This is a genomic window from Gallibacterium salpingitidis, from assembly GCF_030517105.1.
GTDB classification, from domain to species: domain Bacteria; phylum Pseudomonadota; class Gammaproteobacteria; order Enterobacterales; family Pasteurellaceae; genus Gallibacterium; species Gallibacterium salpingitidis.
Genome location: NZ_CP103875.1, coordinates 1,710,612 through 1,736,064, shown reverse-complemented (window position 1 = coordinate 1,736,064; position 25,453 = coordinate 1,710,612). Strand labels below are relative to the sequence as shown.

The window sequence follows — 25,453 nt, the reverse complement described above, 5'->3', positions numbered from 1 at the left end:
GAACTACATCCGCTATTAATCAATTGAGTAATAGGTAAACGAATGGCAAAACGTGATTATTATGAAGTGCTAGGCGTATCGAGAACAGATGATGAAAAAGCTATTAAAAAGGCTTATAAACGCTTAGCGATGAAATTGCATCCTGACCGTAATCAAGGTGATAAAGATGCAGCAGAGAAATTTAAAGAAGTTCAAGAAGCCTATGATGTTTTAGGTGATAAAGAGAAACGTGCTGCTTACGATCAATATGGTCACGCTGCTTTTGAACAAGGTGGTGGCGCTGGCGGTGGTTTCGGTGGGGCTGATTTTGGTGATATTTTTGGTGATATCTTTAGCGATATGTTTGGTGGCGGACGTGGTCGTCAACGTGTCGTACGAGGTGAAGATCTTCGCTATGATCTAGAAATTACTTTAGAGGAAGCGGTAAAAGGTGTCAGCAAAGATATTCGTATTGCAACCTTAGCAACTTGTGACACTTGTCATGGTTCAGGTGCAAAAGCAGGATCAAAAGTAGAAACTTGTAGCTATTGTCATGGTTCTGGTCGTATCCGCCGTCAAAGTGGTTTCTTTGTACAAGAACAAACTTGTCCACATTGTCATGGTACAGGAAAAATTATTGAACAACCTTGTGACACTTGTCATGGCGATGGACGTGTTCACAAACAAAAAAATCTTTCGGTAAAAGTACCGGCTGGCGTAGATACAGGTAACCAACTTCGCTTAAATGGTGAAGGCGCAGCAGGTGAAAATGGCGCACCTCCGGGAGATTTATATGTCGTGATCCACGTTAAAGAGCACGATATTTTCCAACGTGATGGCAATAACCTTTATTGCGAAGTACCAATTAGTTTCACTTTAGCCGCATTAGGCGGGGAAATTGAAGTTCCAACCCTAGATGGTAAAGTGAAATTGAAGATCCCAGAAGAAACACAAACAGGTAAATTATTCCGTTTACGTGGTAAAGGAGTAACTTCTACTCGTTCACATTATCAAGGCGATTTAATTTGTCGCGTGATTGTGGAAACACCAGTGAAATTGAATAAAGAGCAGAAAGAGTTATTACAAAAATTTGAACAAAGCTTAGAAGGGCGTAATCAACATCGTCCCAAGGAAAGTGGCTTTTTAGATGGTGTTAAACGTTTCTTTGATAATTTATCAAAATAACATTCAATAAAATAAGTATAAAAATAGCGGCCGAGATTGCCGCTATTTTCATCTATAAAGATTTTCGGATTAACTTCCTTTTTTACGGCGTTTTAAGGTATCAATTAATACTGCCACAACAATAATTAAACCTTTCACAATCTGTTGCCAATATGGATCAACGCCCAACATATTTAATCCTTTATTTGTAGTACCAATAATTAATGCGCCAATTACACACATTGGAATTGTACCAATACCGCCACTAAGTGAAACGCCGCCGATAACCGCTGCAGCAATGGCATCTAACTCCCACGCTAAACCATAAGACGGATTTCCTGCATAAGTACGTGCAGCTAACATTGCACCCGCTAAACCAGATAATGCTCCAGCCAAAACATATACCCAAATCAGTGTTTTGGTAGTATTAATACCACAAATTTTTGCAGCGTTAAGGTTGCCGCCTACGGCATAAACGTGGCGTCCAAAAGTAGAGCGGCTAAGTAAAATATGAGCACCGATCACCACAAGAATATATAAGATCACTAAGCCGGGTAAGCCAAAGAAACTGACATCTGAGATCCAAGTAAAGGCTTCAGAAGAAGCATCAATCGGACGACCGTCAGAATAAAGTTGCGCTGCGCCACGAGCAATAATCATCATTCCTAGTGTCGCAATAAACGGAGGAATAGAACCGATTGCAGTTAAGCCGCCATTAATTGCACCGAGTAATGCACCTAATGCGATAGAAAGAGCAAAAGCAAGGAAGGCAGCGCTCACACTATCACCGCCGGTTACGATAGAAGCGGCAACAACAGAAGTAAGAGCAACCATTGAGCCGGATGATAAGTCAATTCCTGTGGTGACAATGGCAAAAGTTACCCCGATTGCAATAATCCCAAACATTGAAACTTGTTCGATGATACTCCAGACAGTTCTTGCGGAGAAAAAGCCATCAATAGAGGCAGATAAAACTAAAAATAACGCAATTAAAATAAACACCATACCATAGGCATTTAGCATCTTTTTTATTGTATCGTTAGACATAATAGATTCCTCATACGTAGATAAATTTTTTAGTTATGTGTTAAACCAGAAGCCAATTCGAGCACACGTTCTTGCGTTAATTCTTGATGCGGGATAATGCCGACTTGATGGCCTTCGTGCATAACCATCACGCGATCACTCATAGAGAGTAATTCCAACATATCGGAAGTAATCATAATGATAGTTTTTCCTTGTTTTGCGAGTTCTACCATCAATTTATAGAGTTCGGCTTTCGCACCAACATCAATCCCTTTGGTAGGTTCATCGAGAATTAAAATATCTGGTTCAAGGAGTAACCATCGTGCTAACAATACTTTTTGTTGATTACCGCCAGAAAGATTATTCGTAATCACCTCGACATTAGGTGCTTTAATTTTGAGTTTATCTTTTTGTTCTAATGCAGTTCTTTGTGCTTTAGTTACTGAAATTAGGAAATTTTCTAAGTAAGGCGACATTTTTGGCATAATCATATTGTCGGTAATACTAAGATTTAGGAATAATCCGGTTAATTTGCGATCTTCAGTAACAAAACCGATTTTGTATTTCATTGCATCGAGTGGCGTTTTGATATTTGCTTTTTGACCATGAATATAAATTTCACCACTATCCGCTGGTTTATAACCAAACAGTCCTTCCACAATTTCGGAACGACCAGCACCGACTAAGCCGGCGATACCAAAAATTTCACCTTTGCGAACCTGAAAACTGACATCTTCATATTTTCCAGCGCGGGTTAAATTTTTAACTTCCAAAATGATTTCATCAGAAATCTCAATACGCTCACGTTGGAACATTTCCGACATATCACGTCCAACCATCATCGAAATCAATTCTTCTTTTGTTACTTCACTGGCAGGTTTAGTACCAATATATTGACCATCACGAATAACGGTGATTTCATCGGAAACTTTAAAGACTTCATCTAATTTATGTGAAATAAAGATGATGGCGATACCATGATTCTTAACGGTTTCAATAATTTTATAGAGCTGTTCAACTTCAGTTTCAGTCAATGCAGTAGTTGGCTCGTCCATAATTATCACTTTGGCATTGTTAGAAACTGCGGTAGCAATCGCAACAAGTTGTGCTTTGGCAACAGAAACCTCAGACATTTTGACGGTCACATCCATTGGAATACCGAGTCCTTCTAAAATTTTTGCTGCTTTCTCGTCCATCTCTTTTTGATTTAAGAAAAATTTCCCTTTAGTGAGTTCACGCCCAAGATAAAAGTTATCTGCAATGGTGAGATTAGCGGCAGGTGAAATCTCTTGCGGCACCATCGTTAAACCTTTACGGATAGCATCAATCGGACGAGAAGGATTAAATGGTTTGCCATTAAAAATAATTTCACCGCCATCGTCAGGGGTATAAATGCCGTAGAGAATTTTCATTAAAGTAGATTTACCAGCACCATTTTCGCCCATTAATGCGTGAACACTTCCTCGTTTAACTTTTAGATTGATGCCGTCTAATGCTTTGACCCCAGGAAAGGTTTTTGAAACGTTATTCATTTCTAAAATATAGGGGTTATGAGTTAATGAATTCATTTAGAACTCCTTAATAAATTAGAAGTTTATTGTTAAGGTAACTCGAGTAATGAGAACTGCAGGAAATATTGATTTGGTTACCTTATAAGCTATGTTCAAAGTTATCTTTATTATTAAAATTGACGACCAAATAAAAATTAAGGAAAGAGATAATGGAATCTCTTTCCCTAACAACATTATTTATATTTTGCTTGATATTCTTCTTTCTTATCTGGAGTAACGAGTTCAAATGGAACCCATTTGATTTTTTCTACTTTTTCACCTTTAGCTGCACGATATGCCATTTCTGCACCAGCAGAACCTTGACCTTGTGCTGATTGGAATACAGTTGCATCTAAGCCTTTACCTAAATACTCTAATGCGTCTGGCGTAGCATCTAAGCCGACAATCAAAATATCTTCATCTTTGATGCCTAATTTACGTGAAGCAAGTACCGCACCAATAGCCATTTCATCGTTGTTACTTACGACGACATTGATTGATTTTTGTCCTGATAAAACATTTTCAGCAATTGCCAGCCCTCTATCACGTTCCCATTTACCTTCTTGCTCAGCAACAATGGTAATGTTTTTATGATCTTTGAAAACGTCTTTATTGCCTTCGGTGCGTTTAGTTACCGCATCTTGTCCTAATGGCCCTAATAAAATTAATGCTTCGCCTTTTTTATCGCCTAAAGCATTAACAATGAAGTTACCTTGGATACGTCCACCTTCGATTTCATCTGAACCAACAAAGCTGGTGACATATTTATTCATATCATCTTCATTTGGACGACGGTTCACGATAATTAATGGAATACCGGCATTTTTCGCTTTACGTCCAATCGCTTTGACGATGTTAGGATCGTTTGGTACCACTAATAGCGCATCAACTTTTTGATCGATAAAGGTTTCAACATCACTTAATTGTTTTGCAGAGTCTGCGTTAGCATCAGCTAGTTTGAATACAACATCATCGTGTTGTTTATCAAATTCGCGAATTGCGTCTTGTAGGTAAGTTTGCCATTTATCAGCAAATGAATTCATTGGCGCCCCGATAACATAAGTTTTGGCTGTTACCGCTTGTGAGGTTAATAACAGACCGCTACATAGGACAGTGAGTAATGTTTTTTTCATCATAAGATTAGCCTTTTAAGTTGAGTTAATCACGACGGAAATACAACTATATTCTACAAAGACGTCAATTAAAGAATATAAATTCCAAATAATGATAATTTGAAATAAATTATCTAGCGCTATGTATAACATTAAGATATTTTTCTGACAATCACGAAGTTAATGAATTGTGAAATATCTCTCATTTTTTGTGCAAAAATCTTTTAGTTAAGTGATTTTTATCAGTTATAGAATTTTCTTGGTTTTTATAAAAACAATTGTTTTTCAAATAATTATATTAATGTGGGATTTTGTTAAGTTTGGTGGAAGTAGAGAGGATCAGATAAAAAGGGACAATCATAAATTGTTTCAAGCGGTATCTTGGGAACAGATAAGGAACAACTTCGATAATCTCTTATTTTAGAAATAACGTTTTATTTTTTAAGGGTTTTTAGAAAATTTAGTCATCGTTGTGTTGCACATTGTTTCATCACTTGTCGCAATGTAACCGGCTGATGAGGAAAAATTTCCGCAATTAAAGCTAAGAAGAGTTCTCCAGTAGCAATAGCATCTGCGATAGCATTATGCGCCAAATAGGCAGGCAAGCCTTTATGCTGCCTGATTTCTGCTAGACGTAGATCCGGATTACTTTTTCCCCAATATTCAGAAAGTGAACGCGCTAAACAAAGGGTATCAAGAAAAATTAATGGCAAGGGTAGTGAAGAGGATAAAGTTAGCGCTTTTCTGAGAAAGTTTTGCTCGATAGTTGCACAATGGGCAATCACAATTTTACCTGCCAAATAGGGAATCAATTGTTGTAAACAACTTTGCTCACTCATTCCAAGCGTTAAAACTTCAGGGCGAATATGATTGATAATTGCCGTTTCCGGCTTGATTGCTTCACCAGTAGAAAGATAGTAATGCTGTGCAGTAGCAAGCGAGAGCACTTGCTGATTAATTTCAACAGTACCAACCGATAAAATGCGATCTTGAGTAATATCTAACCCTGAAGTTTCAAAATCTAATGCGACTAGCGGCAATTGAGATAACGGCGTATCTCCATTAGGAATAGCTTGTGCAAATAGCGGTAAAGCTATTGCAGGAATATCCGCTGAATCCAGTGCTTTTTGCCGCTGTTTCTCTAATTTTTTTAAGGGATCGTGCCAAAATTGCCAAATCATCGTAACAATCCTTTGCTATTAAAACGTATCTGTGCCGCTTCTTGATAGCGCGCAATAATACGGAAAGCATCTTTCAGATGATTTCTTTCAAACGGCGTTAATGAAGTAGGAGCAATTTCATTACTCAATGGCAAATGTTGCAGCAACGCCTGTTGTTGATGCGATAATCGTACTTGACTGATAAAAGATAACGTTTCATAAAGTTCCTGCTGACTATCTTCACTAATAATCTCTTTCTGGCTGGCAATTTTTAATCGTTCTGCGGTATTAGTCGCTAAGCTATTCGCCGCTAAAGCATAAACTCTGGCTAATTCAATAATTAAATTGATGGCTTGTTTTTTCAGATTGAGAACCTTTTGATTAGCACCATTTTTTGCCAAGACAAATTGGCGGAATAGACCTAATGGCGGATTAACCCGTAATGAGTTAGCAATCAATAATGATAAGAAACGTTGATTGCCTTTGATATGCATTAAAATGGTTTCTTGCAAACGTTCTACCAATGACTCATCACCAAACAGGAAGCGAATATCTAAATAGACGCTGACATCTAATAGCGCTTGTGGATCGGGGTTGTAAATCCATTGTCGGTAATACTCTTTCCATTTCGCCAATTCCACTGACCATTTGGCTTGATTTGCCATCATTTCACCATCGCATAATGGATAACCACAATGCTGTAAGCCATTACAAACGAAATCAGTTAAGCGTTGGAAATAAGCTCGTTCTTCGTCAGTAGGCGAACGTTCTAAAATTAAGCCGCTATCTTGATCGGAGTTGAGGTGCATTTCTTGTCGAGCTTGCGAACCAATAACAAACCACGCATAACGCATTGGCGGTTTTCCCAATTCTCGTTCAGCAAGTTGTAATAAACGTTTAGTAAAGGCATCAGCGATTAACGTCAGCATTTGCTGAATAATTAAAGCGTGTGTGCCAGCTTCCTGCAAAGTAAGAAAAACCGCTTGTTTTTGTGGCACTAAAGAGAGTAATTCTTCTAACGACTCTTGCCGATAAATACGGCTAATTAAGAATACCGCTTGTACTTTACTTCGTTCAACCAGACTAGTTGCGGTCAGCACTCCAATAACGTTGTCGCCATTGGTATCAACCACAGGTAAACTGCGGACATTGTGCAGCATCATCATTTCAATCGCTTCAATCAGTAACGCATTTTTCTCAATCACTTTTGGCTGCTGTGTCATTACGGTATGAATCGGTTGCTGAATCGAGATACCTTCGGCGACAACACGTTTAGTAATATCTCGGTCAGTAATGATACCGAGCAAGCGTTGATCTTGCATAATTAAGGCACTGGAACGGTGCATTTTTACCATAATTTGCGCCGTTGCCTGAATGGAAAGATCGGGCGAAACAATTGCCATCTGTTTATTCATCATTGTTTCAACAGTTTTTAAATAAAGGGCTTCTTCGGCGAATGGTTTACTGGTGGAATGTGCAATCCGAACGCCCTCTTGAGCGGCGAAATGATTACGAACAGTTGGATTATGCTCAATTAATTGATACAGCTTTGTTTTAGGAATGCGATAGAGCAGTGTATTTTCGATGGCAGTTACATAATAGTCACCTATTCCTTCTTGATCGAGCTGACTAAAACCAAATAGATCTTCATCGGTTAATCTTGCTCTTAGCTCGCCTGATGGCAACCGTTGTTCTATGGCGCCTGAACGAATAATAAATAGCCCTTTACCCACTAATTGCTGTTGCTCTAATGTTTGATCTTTAATCAAATATAAAATATCTACTGCACCGGCTAATGCTTTTTGATCTTCAAGATTAAGCTGCGCAAAAGGGTGAATATTAGATAAGAAATTAACAATATTGGGTAAAAGTGATGTTTCTGTCATAGCTACTACTCATACTGGATAAAATAAACCGCTAATGGTTAGCGGTTTATTTGTTCGATCAAGTAATTAGGCAGTTTCAGTTATTCTAGCGTAACGTAAAGCCTGCATAATTGACCATAATACATAACTGATTGATGCTGCGGCGAGCACATAATAACTAGGCATTACCCAATCAGCAACGTTTTGTGCTAAGAAGGTGTACATTGATACTGATGCTAAGGTAATTAAAACCGCAACAGGTTTAGTCAATGACCAAGGTTTAATATCAACTTGTTCGGTATAGACTTCTTGGTATTCGGTTTGACGAGGATAGAAGTAGCCGATAGTTAGCATAAAGATAATGTTAGCAACGAATAATAAGCCAATAAGGTGGAAGAAATGGATATCCACTTTAATAATAAAGTTGAACACAATATAAGCACTCATTCCGAATAATAGCCCTAGTTTCGCTGCAATAGCCGGCACACGTTTGGTGAGTAAACCAACGAGAACAACACTAAGAATTGGCGCGTTGAACATACCTTGTAATTGTTGGATTAAATAGAATAAACCATCGCTACTGTTGGCTACTAATGGTGCCGCGACCATTGCGATTACCGCTAAACTTAAGCCAAGAATTTTACCAACGGTCACTACTTGTGTTTCAGAAGCTTTTGGATTTAAAGATTTCTTATAGATATTGACGGTAAATAAAGTCACCGATGAGTTTAACGCGCCACTAAAGGTTGAGAATACGGCGCCTACCACTACGGCGGCAAAGAAACCAACTAATAGATCCGGTAAAACAAGTTGCACCAAACGAGGATAGGCATTATCTGGGTTATCCATTTGTCCGTTAAAAATATGATAGGCAATGATACCCGGCAGAATAATAATGCTAGGAATTAACAGTTTAAAGAAAGCGCAAAGGAAAACGCCTTTTTGTCCTTCGGCAAGATTTTTGGCGCCCAAGGCTTTTTGCACAATTGATTGGTTGGTACACCAGAAGAACATATTAGAAACGATTAAACCAGTAAATAAGGTTGAGAATGGCACTAATGAATCTTCGGCACCGATAGAATTAAATTTTTCTGGATGGGATTCAAAGACTTCTACTAAGCCAGACCAAACGTTACCGTCGCCAACATAACCGAGCGCAAATAAGGTAACGGTTAAACCACCAACAATTAAGCCAACGCCATTTAAGGTATCAGCAATCGCAATCGCTTTAATACCGCCAAAGACAGCATAAATAGCACCAATAGCGCCAACACCCCAAACCATAATCAATAGTGCAGTGGAGCGATCTAAATGAAACACGTTTGATACTTGGAAGAGATTTTCTAAGGCAATTGCGCCTGTATATAACACAATTGGTAACAACGAAATCACATATAAACCAAGAAATAAAATAGAGGTAATGGTTAACGTTTGTTTATCAAAACGATTTTCCAAATATTCCGGAATACTAGAAATACCGAGTTTTAGATAACGTGGTAAGAAAAATACCGCAAAGAGAACGATTGTCATCGCTGCCATAACTTCCCACGCCATTACAATAAAACCAGTACGGAAGGATAAACCATTTAAACCAACAAGATGTTCGGTTGATAGGTTCATTAATAACATTGATGAACCGATATAAATACCGGTTAATGAACGTCCGCCAAGAAAATAGCCTTCTGCGGATTCAGTGAGATGAGCATTACGCGTTTTATAGTAGGCGTAACCAGCAACAAATGCGGTAAAGGCAATAAATGAAATAAAAGCAAACATTATTTTCTCCTACATCATCTTAATCATTAGCGATGATTAAGCTACAAAAGCATCAAATAGTTAAATTGCAAATAATTAAATTTCAGTAACGGAAACCCAAGATCTGGTTTGTGCAGATTGGGCAATCGCTTCTAATACTTGAGAAACGTGATAACCAACATAGAAATCAGGCATAATCGGTTTGTCATATAGCAATCCTTCAACTAAATCACGCACTTCCACTGCCTTTTGATCGTTGAAACCAATCCCATGTCCGGCACTAATACAGAATGGGCGATAGTCAGGGTGTTCAGGGCCGGTCAAAATAGTTTTAAAACCTTGGCGATTAGAAGCATCTGCGTGAATGTAGAGTTGCAATTCAGCCATTCTTTCTTGGGTAAAACTTAAGGTGCCTTTTGTACCAGTGACCACATACGTTAAGCCCATTTTTCTACCACAAGCGATACGAGAGGATTCAATCGTACCCATTGCACCATTGGCAAAACGCACTAACGCACTGGCTTGGTCTTCATTTTCAACAGTGCAGAGTTTGCTTGGGTCTTTTGCATCTGGACGTTGTTTAATTACAGTTTGCATATCACCGCAGACCTCTTTAATTTCTGCACCAAGCAGATATTCCGCCATATGAACGATATGAGCTGCAAGATCGCCGATAGTCCCTAAACCGGCTAAATGACGGTAGCAATGCCAATCAATTGGTGTATTCGGATTGGCGAGATAATCTTCATTATGGGTGCCATAAAAATGGATAACTTCACCAATTTCGCCGCTAGCAATAATTTCTCTCGCTAATTGGCTGGTCGGGTTTTTGGCATAATTAAAGCCGACTAAAGTTTTAACGCCAGCTTGTTTTGCCGCTAAATACATCTCTTTTGCTTCAGCTGCGGTAAGCGCTAATGGTTTTTCTGAATAAACGGTTTTACCATTTTGAATTGCGGCAAGGGCAATTTCTTTATGCAAAAAGTTTGGGGTACAAATATCAACAACATCAACATTAGGATCGGCGACTAACTCTTGCCAATGAGCAGTAGAACGGTGGAAACCAAACTCTTTGGCTCGTTGTGCAGCAAGTTCAGGGGTAACTTCGGCAAGATATTCAAGCTCTACTTTGCCTTGTAAGTTAAAGACAGTGGGTAGTTGGGCATAAGCGATGGCGTGACAACGACCGATATAACCAGTCCCCACTAAACCAATTCTTACCTTGTCCATATTTGACTCCTTTGTGAAAAATAGATTGAGAAAGTTGCCCATATCGGAATTAACGCAGGTTGTTGTTAATAAGGATAGAGCAGTAATTTAATCTGATTAGCAGGTAACATACTATTGCGAAATGGAAATTTCAATTCATCTATTTATTTAAATAAAAAATTTATTTCATTTTGTGATCTAAGTAGAAATATTGAAAAGAGCAAGAATAAAAGGCTTGCAATATGGTAAGAAAAAGTATCTCTCTGCCATTTAGAGAAAATAATAGAAGAATATTTTTTCTATTTAGGTGGTAAAAGATATCACTACAAAGTACAGCTCTTCATTGAGGGACAAAAGATATCACCACAAGCACAAATCTCAATTGAAGTGCTAAAAGATATTGCCACACAGCACAATCCTTAATCCAAATGATGATAGGGGCCCCTCTTTAATGTAATAAAGAGGGGTTGGGGAGATTTAAACCCAATAAAAGCAAACAAGTATAATTTATTTAACACACTCACATTTTCACAGATATTCCAGCACTTTTTTTTGCTAACCCTTTGAAAAGTCTAGTTTTTCAAATCTCCCATACCCTCTTCAATCTTGAAGAGGGTTCTGCCAGTGAAACGCATAACCCTGCACATTTTGATAACAACAAAAGTATTTGCTACAAATATTCACTTCAATTCAGTAGTAACAACACTCCTAGCAAATACCAACTTTAATAGACATCAGACAAGATAGCTTACGCGAAATAAGCCAATCGCACCAACTAACGCAAACGATAAAATAAATTTCGTTACGAAATCTAAATTTATTTTTTAGTGCAAAAAATAGACTAAACTTTCACTCCAAATAAAATTTATCTTGAACCAAATTAGTAACAAGAAATAAATTCTTTTTGGGGCTGAAGTAGATTAGCACTTATGCTAAGCTACAAAAATGAAGATAACCAATTGTAAACTAAAGAAATCTATACAAAGAAAACTGCTTGAATTTTTTGTATTAGAAGTAACAGCACGATCAGCAGCAGATTTGCTTGGCATTCAAGCCAATACTGCCATCTTGTTTTATCGAAAAATTCGTCTCGTTATCAGCCATCATTTAGCACTACAAGCACATGAACTTTTCGATGGCGAAGTAGAGTTAGATGAAAGCTATTTTGGTGGTGTGCGAAAAGGGAAAAGAGGTCGGGGTGCAGCTGGTAAAATGGTGGTGTTTGGCATGCTTAAACGCCATGGAAAAGTTTACACAGTAACTGTACAAAACACTAAGACTGATACCTTACTTACTGTTATTAAAAAGAAAATACAACCAGATAGCATTGTTTATACAGATTGTTATCATAGCTATGATGTGCTAGATGTTAGTGAGTTTACGCATTATAGAATTAACCACAGTACTCATTTTGCTGAGCGGCGAAATCACATTAATGGGATAGAGAATTTTTGGAATCAAGCAAAGCGTGTGCTAAGAAAGTATAATGGAATTGATCGAAAATCTTTCCCTCTTTTTTTGAAAGAATGTGAGTTTCGTTTCAATTATGGGACACCATCTCAACAGCTCAAAATCCTGCGGAAATGGTGTCAGATTTAACGCTAATCTACTTCAGCCCCTTCTTTTAAACTATGGCATATCAATGCTACATCTCTGTTGGCAGAAAAATCATTGTAAAAACAAGCGCAAAGCAAAGGTTAATAGTCATCTAGGTGATTAATAAAAAAGAATTGTACCTCTTAGGTGTTACATTTAAGTGTTATTTTAAAATAAAATTAAACACCATTTAACCAAATTGACATTTTTAAATTAATCATTTCGCTAAAATATTTAAAATTGTGATTGGTGATAAAATATCCATCCGCTCATTCGGTTTATGATAACGATAAATTAAAAATATAGTAACAATTAAAACAAATTACCCCCCCCAGGCGATTTTGTTAAAACCAGTAATACCAACGTGTTAAGCGATTTCTCATTTGTAAAAAATAACAAAAAACTTGTACTTTTTCTTGTTAAAAATGATGGCTTTATAAAAAATAAACAGATAGATAAAAATAAAGGAAATGGCTTTTTTTGCAAAAAATTTGAAGAATATCACTAAATTTAAAATTTAATATTTACATAAATTTATCGCAGTGTTACATTCTACCCGATTTTATTGGAGCGACTCTGATTGACGAAATTTCCTCAAGCCGATTGACGTAATTCCTTCAAGCCAAAGTCATATCTTTAACTCGTATAGTATCTATATGCTATACATAACCAAAAAAAGGAACGTTTTATGAACCATATCTTCCGCGTAATTTTCGATCATTCAAAAGGAATTTGGATTGCGGTATCAGAACTTACTAAGGCTCATGGTAAGACCAAATCTGAAAAAAATGCTAACCCTGTAGATAAAATATCAATGGGGGGGGGGGGAATTCTCTAACTAAAGCAGCAGCTACTGTCGGTACAATATTGCTTGTTGGATTGGGTGCTTCAAATGTTGTGATGGCTGGTGGTGGACAGCCAGAAACTGGTGAAAATAAGGAGACATTTACTGAAGTTGTAACTACATTTGTGGCTAATCAGAGTACAGCAACTCCAAAAAAAAGAACATAGTACCTATACACTTGGGATTCTTGGGGATAATTCTACCGTAGAAACAAAAGGACAAGATAATAATATTATAATTTCTGTAAAAGAGAATGGGATAGGTACTACTCAATTAGCTGATAATTCAGTAAGCAAAAATAAGATTCAGAATGATGCTGTTGACAGCTCAAAAATTATAGATGGCTCTATTCAAACAAACGATCTTCATGATGGAATAATTACTCAAAATAAATGGGGCTGAAGTAGATTAGCGTTAAATCTGACACCATTTCCGCAGGATTTTGAGCTGTTGAGATGGTGTCCCATAATTGAAACGAAACTCACATTCTTTCAAAAAAAGAGGGAAAGATTTTCGATCAATTCCATTATACTTTCTTAGCACACGCTTTGCTTGATTCCAAAAATTCTCTATCCCATTAATGTGATTTCGCCGCTCAGCAAAATGAGTACTGTGGTTAATTCTATAATGCGTAAACTCACTAACATCTAGCACATCATAGCTATGATAACAATCTGTATAAACAATGCTATCTGGTTGTATTTTCTTTTTAATAACAGTAAGTAAGGTATCAGTCTTAGTGTTTTGTACAGTTACTGTGTAAACTTTTCCATGGCGTTTAAGCATGCCAAACACCACCATTTTACCAGCTGCACCCCGACCTCTTTTCCCTTTTCGCACACCACCAAAATAGCTTTCATCTAACTCTACTTCGCCATCGAAAAGTTCATGTGCTTGTAGTGCTAAATGATGGCTGATAACGAGACGAATTTTTCGATAAAACAAGATGGCAGTATTGGCTTGAATGCCAAGCAAATCTGCTGCTGATCGTGCTGTTACTTCTAATACAAAAAATTCAAGCAGTTTTCTTTGTATAGATTTCTTTAGTTTACAATTGGTTATCTTCATTTTTGTAGCTTAGCATAAGTGCTAATCTACTTCAGCCCCAAATAAATTAGAAAGTAGCTTCAACAAGCAAATTACTGAAGCTATAGATAATAGAATTACAAAGATTAGGGGTAATTCTGGAGGAGAACAAGCGATATCAGGGGCGACAACTTTAGCGATCAATGGGGATGGTAAGGATATCACCACAACAGCAACATCAGGAACTATTACTATTTCATTAAACAAAGCCACCGCTGTTGCTGATAATGATACAAAAGTTGTTACCTCAGATGTTGTATATGATGCAATTGCAGGCGCGAAGACAAAAGTAACTGCTGGTGAGGGCGATAGTTATATTACTGTTACATCAACAGAACCTGAAGGTTTAACAGGTAATAGCTACAAAGTAGCAGTTAATTTTTCTGGGTTAAAAGACAAACTCGATGAGACTTTCTTAAAAGCTGCTGATTTAGTTGCAGGAAGTAATATTCAGATTACTGATTCTACAATTAGCTTAAATCCTGTACTTACCAATTTAACTTCTGCTCAGTTCGTTGGAGATACTGAAGGTCAACATACTACCATTAATAAAGATAGTGTAAATATTGCTACTGGTTCAACAGCAGGTTCTCCAGCAGCAACTCTTACTGCTTCGCAACTTACATTTGCCGGAAGCGGTCAATCAGTTATTTTAAGTAATACTGGATTAGACAACGGTAACAATAAGATTATTAACGTGGCAAAAGGTACTGCTGATACTGATGCGGTTAATGTTGAACAATATAAAGCATTAGTCACAAAACTTGGTGGTGCAATGAGTAGCGATAATAATGGAACATTAGATGAATCTAAGTTTACTTTTGCAACAGCAGTGAAAGGTTCTACTTCAGCTGATGCTCCATTAAATGCACTAACGGCAATTAATCGATTGATTGAAGCAGCAAATAATCGTGCTGAAACAGCTGCTGCAATTGGTTCAGCTACAAATACTGATGGCCAGTTAGCTACTGCATACGCAGTTCAACAATATGTTACCACTGGTGCGAAGTTGAAATATAAAGCAGGTATGGAAACTGCTAAAGAAACAACTTTAGATACTGGTTTAACCTTTAATGGTGACGATAATCTTAAAGTTTCAACTGGAGCAAATGGTGTAGTTAATTATGCTTTAAATAATAAGTTGACAGGTATTACTTCTATTAGCAGAGGAGATGATTCTATTACGCTTACACTTTATGATGATTCATTGAAATTAAATGATAAGAAAATTCGTGGTGTAGCAGATGGTGATATTAAAAATGGTTCAAAACAAGTAGTTAATGGTGGTCAACTCTATACTGTGTTAAGCAACCTGAAGACTAATATTTTAGGTAGTGATTTTAACATTGCAAATGATGGTACACTTTCTGTAAATGGCACTATTGCAGGTATTACAGGGGCAACAACTATCAGCGATGCATTTGCAACATTGAAAGGCAATATTGGTGAGCTTCAAAATGGTGTTGCAGGTCCAGTTAGATATACCAGGTTAAGTGCATCAAATGTTCCAGATGCTAATTCAGAACTTGCATTAGTAGGGGCTGGTAATAGTACAAGTACACCAATTAAATTAAAGAACTTGAAATCTGGTCTGTCTAATTTAATTGATTCAACAGCACAAGGAACAGCAATTACTAAAGAGAATGCTGATACAGCAGTTGGTAGTTTATTAACTCTAAATGGAGCAAACCTTGGTTATGCAGCTACTTTAGGCGACTTACAAGCCGTTGCTCAAGCAGGGTTGAACTTTACTGGAAATACAGCAAATGTTTCAATTCATAGAGCATTAAGTCAATCATTAGGTATTGTTGGTGCTGGTACAATAACTGACACTAACTTTGCTGGAGTGGCTAATGCAGCAGGTAATATCCGCGTTACTGCAGATGCTGATAATAACAAACTTATTATTGAGTTAGCGAAGAAACTACAAGCTTTAGAAGAAGCGACATTTACTAAAACTGATGCAGCGAGTTCAACTAAAGTGGATAGCAGTGGTGTAACTATTACTCCAACAAGTGGAGATGCTATTAGCTTGACTAATAATGGTTTGAACAACGGCGGTAAAGAAATCACCAATGTTGCTACTCCAACAGAAGATTCTAGTGCAGCAAATAAAGGTTATGTTGATAAGGCTGTTTCTGATGCTTCTAAGACTTTAGTTGATACAGGTATCAAAGTTCAAACTAGTGGCAATATTGACCAAGACAAAACAGCTCAAACTGTCAAACTTGGTGAAACTGTACAAATTAATAATGGTGCAAATACTCAAGTTTCTGCTGTGACTTCAAAAGATGGAGTGCATTCACTTAACATTAATGTAACTGGCTTGCCAACAGCTTATACAGACGATGCTGGCAATAAACTTGTTAAAGTCGGCGATAGTTACTATAAGGCTAGTGAGGTTGTTCAAACTGATGGAACAATTAATACCACTGGTAAGACAGCTGTAACTCCAACTAAAGTTACTTTAGTACCACAAGGCGATAATGTTACTGCAATGCAACTTGATGGTGTGAAGAGTGCAGTTAATTTAGGCTCTAATACATCTCCAAATCATAAACAATTTAAAGAGGCTTTGGATAGTGCAGCGGACAGTGATTTAACTAAAAACTCAGCAGTTAATATCACTGATTTGAAACACGTAAATGATGCTGCAATGGCAGGTATCAATATTAAGACTTCTGCAAATGGTGGTGTAGTTGACAATGAAGGTATTGCTGCTACAGGAGATAACATTAATCCAGACAAAAATACTCTAGAATTTGTTGCAGGTGCGAATGTTACCTTAAAACAAGAAGCAGGTAAGATTACCATCTCTACTAACAATAGTGACATCGTCAATAATGTTATTGAAAATAGCGGTATTCCAGTAAGTTATGGTTATTATGATGAAGCTACAAGTTCTTATAAGAAAGCTTATAAGATTGGTGAGGACTTCTATAAAGATCCAGCTGGCGGAGATGCTAATAAACTTTCTGCTACTGAAAAAGGTAAATTAGTTGCTCGCTTAGATTACAACGATCCAATGACCTTAACCAATGTGAAGAGTGCGTTAGGATTAACTGGTAACTATGATAATTCAGAAACACCAACAAATGGCGGTACAGCTGCAAATCCACAAAAGATTACTCCAGAAGCAGCGAAAGCAGCAATTGAAGCGCTCCTTGATAAAGCTGGTGTGGATCTAAACCAAGCAGTTAACCTCGGCGATTTACAAGCTGTTGCACAAGCTGGTTTAGACTTTACAGCGAATAACCAAAAAGATGGTCAAGATGTTGTTATCCATCGTCCAGCTGGTACGAAGATCGCAATTAAAGGTGAAGGTACTGTAGCGCAAAATGCTGATAAGTCTTATAAGACAGCAACTAACAATATCGTAGTTGAAGCTGATGCAGAAAAATCAGAGCTTACTGTTAAACTTGCAGAAGACCTCAGAAACTTGAAGAGCGCAATCTTTGAAACAGCTGAAGGTACTGATAGTTTACAAGTTGATGGTAACGGTGTTCGTTTCTTAAAAGAAGATGGTACTGTAGATTCAAATGCACCATCAATTGCTAAGACCGGTATTGATGCAGGTAACCAAAAAGTCACTAACGTGAAAGATGGTGACATCAAGAACGATAGTGAAGATGCGGTTAACGGCGGACAAATCGCGAAAATCTTAGGTATGCCAACTGATGAAAATGGTAAAGTCAAAGGTATCGGCGGTACAACAAAAGATACTATTGACGGTGCGTTGAAAGAAGTTCGCTCTGAAGTCAATAATAACGGTAAAGATGGTAAAGAGGATACCAATATCGGTATCTCTAAAGAAACAGGTAAAAATGGTCAAGACGTTTATAGCGTTAATATGAGCAAGAACCTTGTTCTCGAAACTGTAACCTTAACTAACGGTACTGATAACGCGAAACTTTCTGTTGTTCGTCAAGATCAATATAAAGGCAGCGAAACTGCGTTGAACGTTAACGGTATTCGTGTAACCGGTGTTGCTGATGCGAAAGACCCAACTGACGCTGTTAACTTGAAACAAATGCAAGAGTTAGGTTATCAAGTAAATACTCGTGTATCTAACTTAGAAAGCAAAGTTAACAAGATGGATAAACGCTTACGTGCTGGTATCGCTGGAGCAATTGCTACAGCTAACTTACCGCAAGCCGGTGTAGCGGGTTATAACTCTATCGCAGTTGCTGGCGGTTCTTACGGCGGTGAAAACTCTGTTGCGTTAGGTTACTCAAGACTTTCTGATAACGGTAAAGTTATCTTCAAAGTTAGCGGTTCATCAGACAGCAGCGGTAGATTTGGTGTTGGTGCTGGCGTTGGTTTCCAATGGAAATAACAGCTAAGTAACAACAACGTTAAATAGACGATATAAATAGAAAACCGAGTGGATAACCACTCGGTTTTTTTATGGGCTTAATGTACAAAAAATCCCACACTTTTGTCCATTAAGCTTAAAATCAATCCCCTTGTAATTGCATAAAACGTTCCCGTAGAGCGTGCAATTGATCGCGTGTTTGTGCCGCTTTTTCAAATTCCAGATCTTGGGCGAACTTATACATTTGTTGTTCAAGGCGTTTGATCTCTTTTTGCAGATCTTTAGCATTATCCAACGGTGCATAACTTGCTTGCGGTTCAGCCGCTTTACTAACCCGTTGTTTTTTACCTTTTTGATTAGGGCTTTGTCCAATATCCAAAATTTCGCCGATTTTCTTATTTAAGGCTTTTGGCACAATACCATGTTCTTCATTGTAAGCCTGTTGTTTTTGACGGCGGCGTTCGGTTTCTTCAATTGCTCGCTGCATTGAAGGGGTAATATGATCGGCATATAAAATTGCTTTACCGGCTAAATTACGTGCCGCACGACCAATCGTTTGAATTAAAGAACGTTCGGAACGTAAGAACCCCTCTTTATCAGCATCTAAAATCGCGACTAAGGAAACTTCTGGCATATCCAATCCTTCACGCAACAAGTTGATACCGACTAACACATCAAATTCCCCAGCACGTAAATCACGAATAATTTCGACTCGTTCAACAGTATCAATATCGGAGTGAAGATAACGTACCAATACGCCATGTTCTGCTAGGTAATCGGTAAGATCTTCTGCCATTTTTTTCGTTAAAGTGGTAACGAGAACCCGCTCATTTTTTTCCACTCGTAAACGGATTTCAGAGAGTAAATCATCGACTTGTGTCGCGACAGGACGCACTTCAATTTCAGGATCTAACAAGCCGGTAGGGCGTACCACTTGATCAATAATTTCATCACCCGATTTTTCTAACTCGTAAGGCCCCGGAGTCGCAGAAACATAAATGGTTTGTGGCGCTAAGCGCTCAAATTCTTCAAAGCGTAATGGGCGGTTATCTAATGCAGATGGCAAACGAAATCCGTATTCTACGAGAGTTTCTTTACGAGAGCGGTCGCCACGATACATACCGCCGATTTGCGGTACGGTAACGTGAGATTCATCAATAATCAGTAAGCCATCGCTTGGAATATAATCGAACAGGGTTGGTGGCGGTTCACCCTCTTTACGACCAGAAAGATAGCGGGAGTAATTTTCGATACCTGAACAATAGCCTAACTCATTCATCATCTCGATATCAAATTGAGTTCGTTGCGTAATACGTTGTTCTTCGAGTAATTTGTGTTCTTTAATAAAGTATTCGCGGCGTTCTGCTAATTCTACTTTGATTTGCTCAATCGCTTCTAAAATTCTCTCGCGCGGAGTAACGTAGTGGGTTTTCGGATAAACCGTATAACGAGGAACCGCCCCTAACGAATGATTGGTTAATGGATCAAACAGACTTAAACGTTCGATTTCTTCATCAAATAATTCAACTCTTAAGGCAACATCGTCAGATTCAGCAGGGAAAATATCAATGACATCGCCATGTACACGAAAAGTACCGCGTTGGAAAGCTTGATCATTGCGTGTGTATTGTAGTGCTGCCAAATGAGAGAGAATTTGTCGCTGATCGATTAAATCACCGGTTTGTAAGTGCAGCATCATTTTTAGGTAAGAGTCTGGATCGCCTAAGCCATAAATAGCCGAAACAGAGGTGACTACAATCGTATCACGTCGTTCCAAAAAGGATTTTGTCGCCGATAAACGCATTTGTTCAATTTGATCATTAATGGAAGCATCTTTTTCGATAAAGGTATCGCTCGCAGGAACATAGGCTTCTGGCTGGTAATAATCATAATAAGAAACAAAGTATTCCACTGCATTTTCGGGGAAAAAGGCTTTCATTTCAGCATAAAGCTGTGCTGCTAAGGTTTTATTTGGGGCAAAAATCATTGCTGGACGATTTAATTGTGCAATGACGTTAGCAATGGTAAAGGTTTTCCCTGAACCGGTTACGCCGAGCAACGTTTGATGCGCTAAACCATCATTTAAATTTTCTACCAGTTTTGCGATTACTGCAGGCTGATCACCGGAAGGTTTAAAATCGGAATGTAAAATAAAGGGTTTACTGTTTTTTTTCATAACAAGATTGGCTGAGAAAATCTGACACGCGATTTTAGCATATTTTAGTGCTGACCGATATTGGCGTATTACTCTACATTATTGCGGTTAACCACAATGGAATTCCGCTATATAATGATTTATAATTTCTTATAACATTAATTTATTAGATAAATCAAAAATGAATATTAAAGCTTTATTTCCGGGACTACTATTGTCTGGTGTGGTGACTGCTGTTGCCTTCACATTAACTTATTTTGGAGTTGGGCAATCTTTAGGCATTAGTGCTTTAACCTTTGCCATTCTTATTGGAATGTTGGTTGGTAATTCTATTTACCCGAAAATTGCAGATGTTTCTCACGAAGGTGTTAATTTCTCGAAAGGCATTTTATTGCGTGCAGGGATTATTCTGTATGGTTTTCGTATTACTTTTCAGCAAATTGATTCCGTTGGTTTTAATGCCATTGCGACTGATGCCGTAATGTTGCTTTCTACCTTTTTTATTACCTGTTGGTTAGGTATAAAATGGTTGAAGATTGATCGTGAAACGACTTTATTATGTGCAACCGGCGCGAGTATTTGTGGTGCAGCTGCAGTAATGGCGGCAGAACCAGTGGTAAAAGCGCAATCGCATAAGATGTCTGTTGCTATCGCGACTGTGGTTATTTTTGGCACCATTGCAATGTTTGTTTATCCTATTTTATACACCTGGCTAAATGCGTATTTGAGCGAACATCAATTTGGTATCTATATTGGCTCGACCGTACACGAAGTGGCTCAAGTCTATGCAGCGGGGCAAAATATTAATAATCAGATTGCAGATAGTGCGGTAATCACTAAGATGATTCGGGTGATGATGTTGGCGCCATTCTTATTAGGGCTTTCTTATTTCTTAAGTCGTGAACAATCTACTTCACAAGCAAGAAAAATTAATATTCCTTGGTTTGCCGTTTGGTTTATTGTGGTGGCGATTGTTAATTCTTTCCCAATTATTCCCGCTGTCATTACACATTGGTTGGTTGAACTAGATACCATTTTATTAATGATGGCAATGTCGGCATTAGGTTTAACCACTCATATTGATGCGATTAAAAAGGCGGGCGCGAAACCTTTAGTGCTAGGATTAATTGTTTTCTTCTGGTTGTCGATTGGGGGGTTCCTGATTAATTTAGTCAGCCAAGCATTATTTGTATAGCAGAAAAGTAGAGTAATTATTGCTCCACTGTTCTCCATCTCAAAAGTAAATTAACATCAGAAAAAACTTGAAAAATAGTAAGTTTTGCACAGACTTATTTTTGTCAAGTTTTTTTTTATTTATTTTTTTACTGAAAAATATAATCTTTGCTGGATTTTATTTAACTTATTGATTTATAAAGAAATGTTATTTTACAGACAATTTCAGTGGTGATGAATAAAATCCCTTATATAGCAAGGATTAACGAATTTTTATTTAAAGTATTCCACAAAGTTATCCACAGGTTGTGTGGATAGAAAAAAACTCCAAAATTGATCAATAAATCATTAAAATGGGTATCAGTAATGATTCTAACTGGGTTGATTGATGAAAAAATAATAAATTTTGCGGTAGCAATACAAAATCACTGTTTTGTATTGCCGAAAGTTTTTTAGCTTGAATTGTCAAACCAAGTGCAACACTTTATCAAAATAGACTTCATAAGGTGTTTTCCAATTTAAACATTTGCGTGGTCGGTGATTAAGTTTATCGACCGCTGCCTGTATCTTCACTTCTGAAACGGGCGTTATATCCATGCCTTTCGGGAAATACTGTCGCAATAACCCATTAGAGTTTTCATTCGTTCCCCGCTGCCAAGGCTGATGTGGCGGAGGAAAATAAAATTCAACATCAAGCGCTGATGTCACCTGCTGATGTTTGGCAAATTCCTTTCCTCTATCAGGCGTAATGCTCTTGAGTGGTTGATTTCTCAATGCTGTTTTCAGCGCCTTAACCACGTCTTCCGCTTTTTTTGAAGATAACTTCGTCGCAATCAGAAAGCGACTGCGTCTATCATTCAACGTCAGCAAACAGGCTTTGCCAAACTGCCCTGATACCGTATCCGCTTCCCAATCGCCCAAGCGGCTTCGCTCATTGGCTTCCTGTGGGCGTTGGTTTAACTCGTGGCTAATGATAATTTTGCCTCGTTTTTCTACACTGTTTGCACGATGACGCCGATTACCTTTATGGCGCAGATAGCGTTTCGCTGTTCTACGAGCGTTATCAAACAGACCGTCATTTATCGCCCGATAAATCGTGGTAAAACTAATTTGATATGGGCTGTTTTCTTGCTTCAATTGTTGCGAAATCTGCTCGGGCGACCAGTTATCCACGATGAACTTCTGCTTTACCAACTCAAACAGTGCAGTATTTTTTAGCTTCTTGTTCGGCTTACACTTAGCGCGTTTCTGCTGATAACGTTGTTGAGCCAACTGGGGCTGTATAGCCGCACTTTGAACAGCGTTTTAACTCTCTTGAAATCGTGGATTTATGCCGTTTAAGTGCAACGGCAATGCTGCTAATCGTGTGTCCCAATGCGTGAAAAATCATTATCTTTTCACGCTCATCTATTGTAAGATGGCGATAAGTGTTCATAAGTTTTCGTCCTTAATTTTTTCGAAAAATAAATTATAGCGGATTTCCTTATGAACACTTTTTTTATTTGTTGCACTTAGATTGTAAATTCAAGAGATTAATTTAAATTTCTAAAAGTGAGCAGCCAATAACCTAAAACGGCAATCGTAATACATAAAATCATCGTGGCTAACATTGGAATAGCACTGGTTACTGGCACTAACGCAAGTAAAGAGCCAACAACGGCACCGCCACCAAAACGGAGTGTACCTAATACAGAGTTTGCAGTTCCGGCAGTACGCGGAAATTTCTCTAAAATAAGTGCGGAAGCATTAGCGCCAATAGTGGAATTCATACCGATAAACCAAGAGATGCCGAGTGCCATTGGCCAGAAACCAAGATCAAAAATGGCAACAATTAACAGCCATAAACCAGCAGCAGCTTGCATACCGAGTCCAAATTGCAACATTCTTTCTGCACCTACTTTTCCCACAATTTTGCCATTAACAACGGTGAATAGTGCCATAACAGCAATGTTCATCATAAAGAAGTAACCAAAGTTTTGTACTTTAACACCGTAAATATCGATATAAACTAAAGAGCCTGAGGTGAGAAAAGCGAATAATCCAGCAAATGAGAAAGTGGATACAATCAAATAACCAACGACTTCTTTTAGCCTTAATACGCTCCAAAATTGGCGCAAAATATTTCTTAAAGAGAAGGTTTGACGATTTTCTTTTTGTAATGTTTCAGGAATTCGCCAAGCGAAAAGTAAACCGCTGAGGATCCCCACAAAGACAAGTAGATAGAAAATAGTATGCCAATGAAAATATTGGATAATATAACCGCCAAGAATAGGTGCTAATAAAGGCGCAATCATAATCACTAAGGTGACTAAAGACATCATCTTAGAGAAGTCATTTTTACTAAAAAGATCACGTAATAATGCACCGAGGACAACCACAGGCGCAGCACCGAAAAAGCCTTGTAATAAGCGTAAACCAATAAAATGGTGAATATTATTAATTTGGGTTAACCCAAAGGCAGCGATAGTACTGATTAATAAACCAAATAGGATAATTGGTTTTCTACCTATGCTATCTGCAATTGGCCCCCATACTAACTGACCAACGCCCATACCGAACGTGAACATAGTAAGGGTATATTGCACTTGACTAGATGGAACATTTAAATCTTTTGATATATTAAGAAAAGCGGGTAGGTACATATCAATGCCTAAAGGCGGCATCATAGATAATAATCCTAAGATTAAAACAAAGATAAAATTTATTCTTACTTTCTTATTTCCCATTTAAACCTCTTATTATTGTTATTCTAAAAATGATTGAACTTCCTCTTCTGTTAATGAACGATATTCACCTTCAGCGAGGTGTTCATCTAAAATAATCTGCCCAATGCGCCAACGATGTAACGCAATCACTTTATTACCAAGGGCAGCAAACATTCGTTTTACTTGGTGGTATTTACCTTCAATTAAGGTCAAATTCAAATTGTAATCGTCGATTATTTCAATTTGTGCCGGCTTAGTAGGCTGTTTTTCTCCTTTTAAAAGAATACCTTGCTGACATTTTTCAACATAGAAATCTTCAATCGGATCAGCCAATGTCACCAAATAAGTTTTTTCACAATGATGTTTTGGCGAAGTGATACGGTGCGACCATTGTCCATCATCAGTGAGTAAAACTAAACCAGTAGTATCTACATCTAAACGCCCAGCCGTATGTAAACGTGTAGAGAGCGGATAATCAAAAAATTGATAAACTGTCGGGTATTCGCCATCATCATTAGAACAGATGTAACCTTCTGGTTTGTATAACAGGAAATATTGATTGCCTGTTACCCAAGTTAACGTTTCTCCATCAAAAGAGATCCGATCTTCAGTAGATACTTTCATTGCACCATCTTTGACAATTTGCTCATTGACCATCACTAAGTTTTGGCGTAATGCTTTGGCTGCTTGTGAACGAGATAAGCCGGTATATTCGGATAAAAATTTATCTAAGCGCTGTTTCATAGTTCTATTATTGGT

Annotated in this window: 17 protein-coding genes and 1 pseudogene; 6 read left to right on the top strand and 12 right to left on the bottom strand. The window is 37.9% G+C overall.

Going from position 1 to position 25,453, the window contains the following annotated elements:
* Nucleotides 1-42 precede the first annotated feature (42 nt).
* Nucleotides 43-1,164, top strand: a complete 1,122-nt coding sequence (gene dnaJ, locus NYR30_RS08505) for a molecular chaperone DnaJ (RefSeq protein WP_066112220.1) — start codon at nucleotides 43-45, stop codon at nucleotides 1,162-1,164.
* Nucleotides 1,165-1,233: 69 nt separating this feature from the next.
* On the opposite strand, the gene NYR30_RS08500 is transcribed toward dnaJ, so the two are convergent.
* The 7 genes from NYR30_RS08500 to NYR30_RS08470 form a co-directional block, all read right to left on the bottom strand.
* Complete coding sequence (locus NYR30_RS08500; protein ID WP_066112223.1) at nucleotides 1,234-2,190, bottom strand: ABC transporter permease; 957 nt, start codon at nucleotides 2,188-2,190, stop codon at nucleotides 1,234-1,236.
* Between the two features lie 29 nt (nucleotides 2,191-2,219).
* Nucleotides 2,220-3,737 carry a sugar ABC transporter ATP-binding protein gene (locus NYR30_RS08495; protein WP_066104502.1) on the bottom strand — a complete coding sequence of 506 codons (1,518 nt, stop codon included), beginning with the start codon at nucleotides 3,735-3,737 and terminating at the stop codon, nucleotides 2,220-2,222.
* A 176-nt stretch (nucleotides 3,738-3,913) separates the two neighbouring features.
* Complete coding sequence (locus NYR30_RS08490) at nucleotides 3,914-4,852, bottom strand: substrate-binding domain-containing protein (protein WP_066104663.1); 939 nt, start codon at nucleotides 4,850-4,852, stop codon at nucleotides 3,914-3,916.
* Nucleotides 4,853-5,295: 443 nt separating this feature from the next.
* Nucleotides 5,296-6,012, bottom strand: coding sequence for an exonuclease domain-containing protein (locus tag NYR30_RS08485; RefSeq protein ID WP_066112226.1), 717 nt, complete (start codon nucleotides 6,010-6,012; stop codon nucleotides 5,296-5,298).
* Complete coding sequence (locus tag NYR30_RS08480; RefSeq protein ID WP_066112228.1) at nucleotides 6,009-7,877, bottom strand: DUF294 nucleotidyltransferase-like domain-containing protein; 1,869 nt, start codon at nucleotides 7,875-7,877, stop codon at nucleotides 6,009-6,011. The genes NYR30_RS08485 and NYR30_RS08480 overlap by 4 nt, the downstream gene beginning before the upstream one ends.
* 66 nt (nucleotides 7,878-7,943) lie before the next feature.
* Nucleotides 7,944-9,632, bottom strand: a complete 1,689-nt coding sequence (locus NYR30_RS08475; RefSeq protein WP_066112231.1) for a solute:sodium symporter family transporter — start codon at nucleotides 9,630-9,632, stop codon at nucleotides 7,944-7,946.
* Between the two features lie 75 nt (nucleotides 9,633-9,707).
* Nucleotides 9,708-10,841 (bottom strand): Gfo/Idh/MocA family protein, encoded by a 1,134-nt coding sequence (locus NYR30_RS08470; protein ID WP_066112235.1) that lies wholly within the window; start codon nucleotides 10,839-10,841, stop codon nucleotides 9,708-9,710.
* Between the two features lie 924 nt (nucleotides 10,842-11,765).
* Between NYR30_RS08470 and NYR30_RS08465 the strand changes: the two genes are divergently transcribed.
* From NYR30_RS08465 to NYR30_RS08455, 3 genes are all read left to right on the top strand, one after another.
* Nucleotides 11,766-12,419: an IS1595 family transposase gene (locus tag NYR30_RS08465; protein ID WP_115241497.1), complete on the top strand. Its 654-nt coding sequence runs from the start codon at nucleotides 11,766-11,768 to the stop codon at nucleotides 12,417-12,419.
* A 685-nt stretch (nucleotides 12,420-13,104) separates the two neighbouring features.
* Entirely contained in the window at nucleotides 13,105-13,254 is a 150-nt protein-coding gene (locus NYR30_RS08460; RefSeq protein WP_302500527.1) for an ESPR domain-containing protein, read from the top strand.
* A gap of 129 nt (nucleotides 13,255-13,383) precedes the next feature.
* Nucleotides 13,384-13,662: a hypothetical protein gene (locus tag NYR30_RS08455; RefSeq protein ID WP_302500525.1), complete on the top strand. Its 279-nt coding sequence runs from the start codon at nucleotides 13,384-13,386 to the stop codon at nucleotides 13,660-13,662.
* Between the two features lie 12 nt (nucleotides 13,663-13,674).
* Here the strand turns inward: NYR30_RS08455 and NYR30_RS08450 are convergent, their stop codons facing one another.
* Nucleotides 13,675-14,328, bottom strand: a complete 654-nt coding sequence (locus NYR30_RS08450) for an IS1595 family transposase (RefSeq protein ID WP_115241497.1) — start codon at nucleotides 14,326-14,328, stop codon at nucleotides 13,675-13,677.
* A gap of 715 nt (nucleotides 14,329-15,043) precedes the next feature.
* Between NYR30_RS08450 and NYR30_RS08445 the strand changes: the two genes are divergently transcribed.
* Nucleotides 15,044-18,682, top strand: coding sequence for a YadA-like family protein (locus NYR30_RS08445; protein ID WP_066422277.1), 3,639 nt, complete (start codon nucleotides 15,044-15,046; stop codon nucleotides 18,680-18,682).
* A 121-nt stretch (nucleotides 18,683-18,803) separates the two neighbouring features.
* Here NYR30_RS08445 and uvrB read toward each other — a convergent pair whose 3' ends face one another.
* A complete protein-coding gene (gene uvrB / locus NYR30_RS08440) occupies nucleotides 18,804-20,837 on the bottom strand; it encodes an excinuclease ABC subunit UvrB (protein ID WP_066422276.1) in 2,034 nt (677 codons plus the stop codon).
* 160 nt (nucleotides 20,838-20,997) lie between these two features.
* On the opposite strand from uvrB, the gene NYR30_RS08435 reads away from it, so the two are divergent.
* Nucleotides 20,998-22,011 carry a YeiH family protein gene (locus NYR30_RS08435; RefSeq protein WP_066113723.1) on the top strand — a complete coding sequence of 338 codons (1,014 nt, stop codon included), beginning with the start codon at nucleotides 20,998-21,000 and terminating at the stop codon, nucleotides 22,009-22,011.
* Nucleotides 22,012-22,454: 443 nt separating this feature from the next.
* On the opposite strand, the pseudogene NYR30_RS08430 reads toward NYR30_RS08435, so the two are convergent.
* From NYR30_RS08430 to rsuA, 3 genes and pseudogenes are all read right to left on the bottom strand, one after another.
* Nucleotides 22,455-23,424, bottom strand: a pseudogene (locus NYR30_RS08430) (IS30 family transposase).
* Nucleotides 23,425-23,521: 97 nt separating this feature from the next.
* Complete coding sequence (locus NYR30_RS08425; protein ID WP_066113509.1) at nucleotides 23,522-24,715, bottom strand: Bcr/CflA family multidrug efflux MFS transporter; 1,194 nt, start codon at nucleotides 24,713-24,715, stop codon at nucleotides 23,522-23,524.
* Between the two features lie 18 nt (nucleotides 24,716-24,733).
* Complete coding sequence (gene rsuA / locus NYR30_RS08420; RefSeq protein WP_066110157.1) at nucleotides 24,734-25,438, bottom strand: 16S rRNA pseudouridine(516) synthase RsuA; 705 nt, start codon at nucleotides 25,436-25,438, stop codon at nucleotides 24,734-24,736.
* Nucleotides 25,439-25,453: the final 15 nt, after the last annotated feature.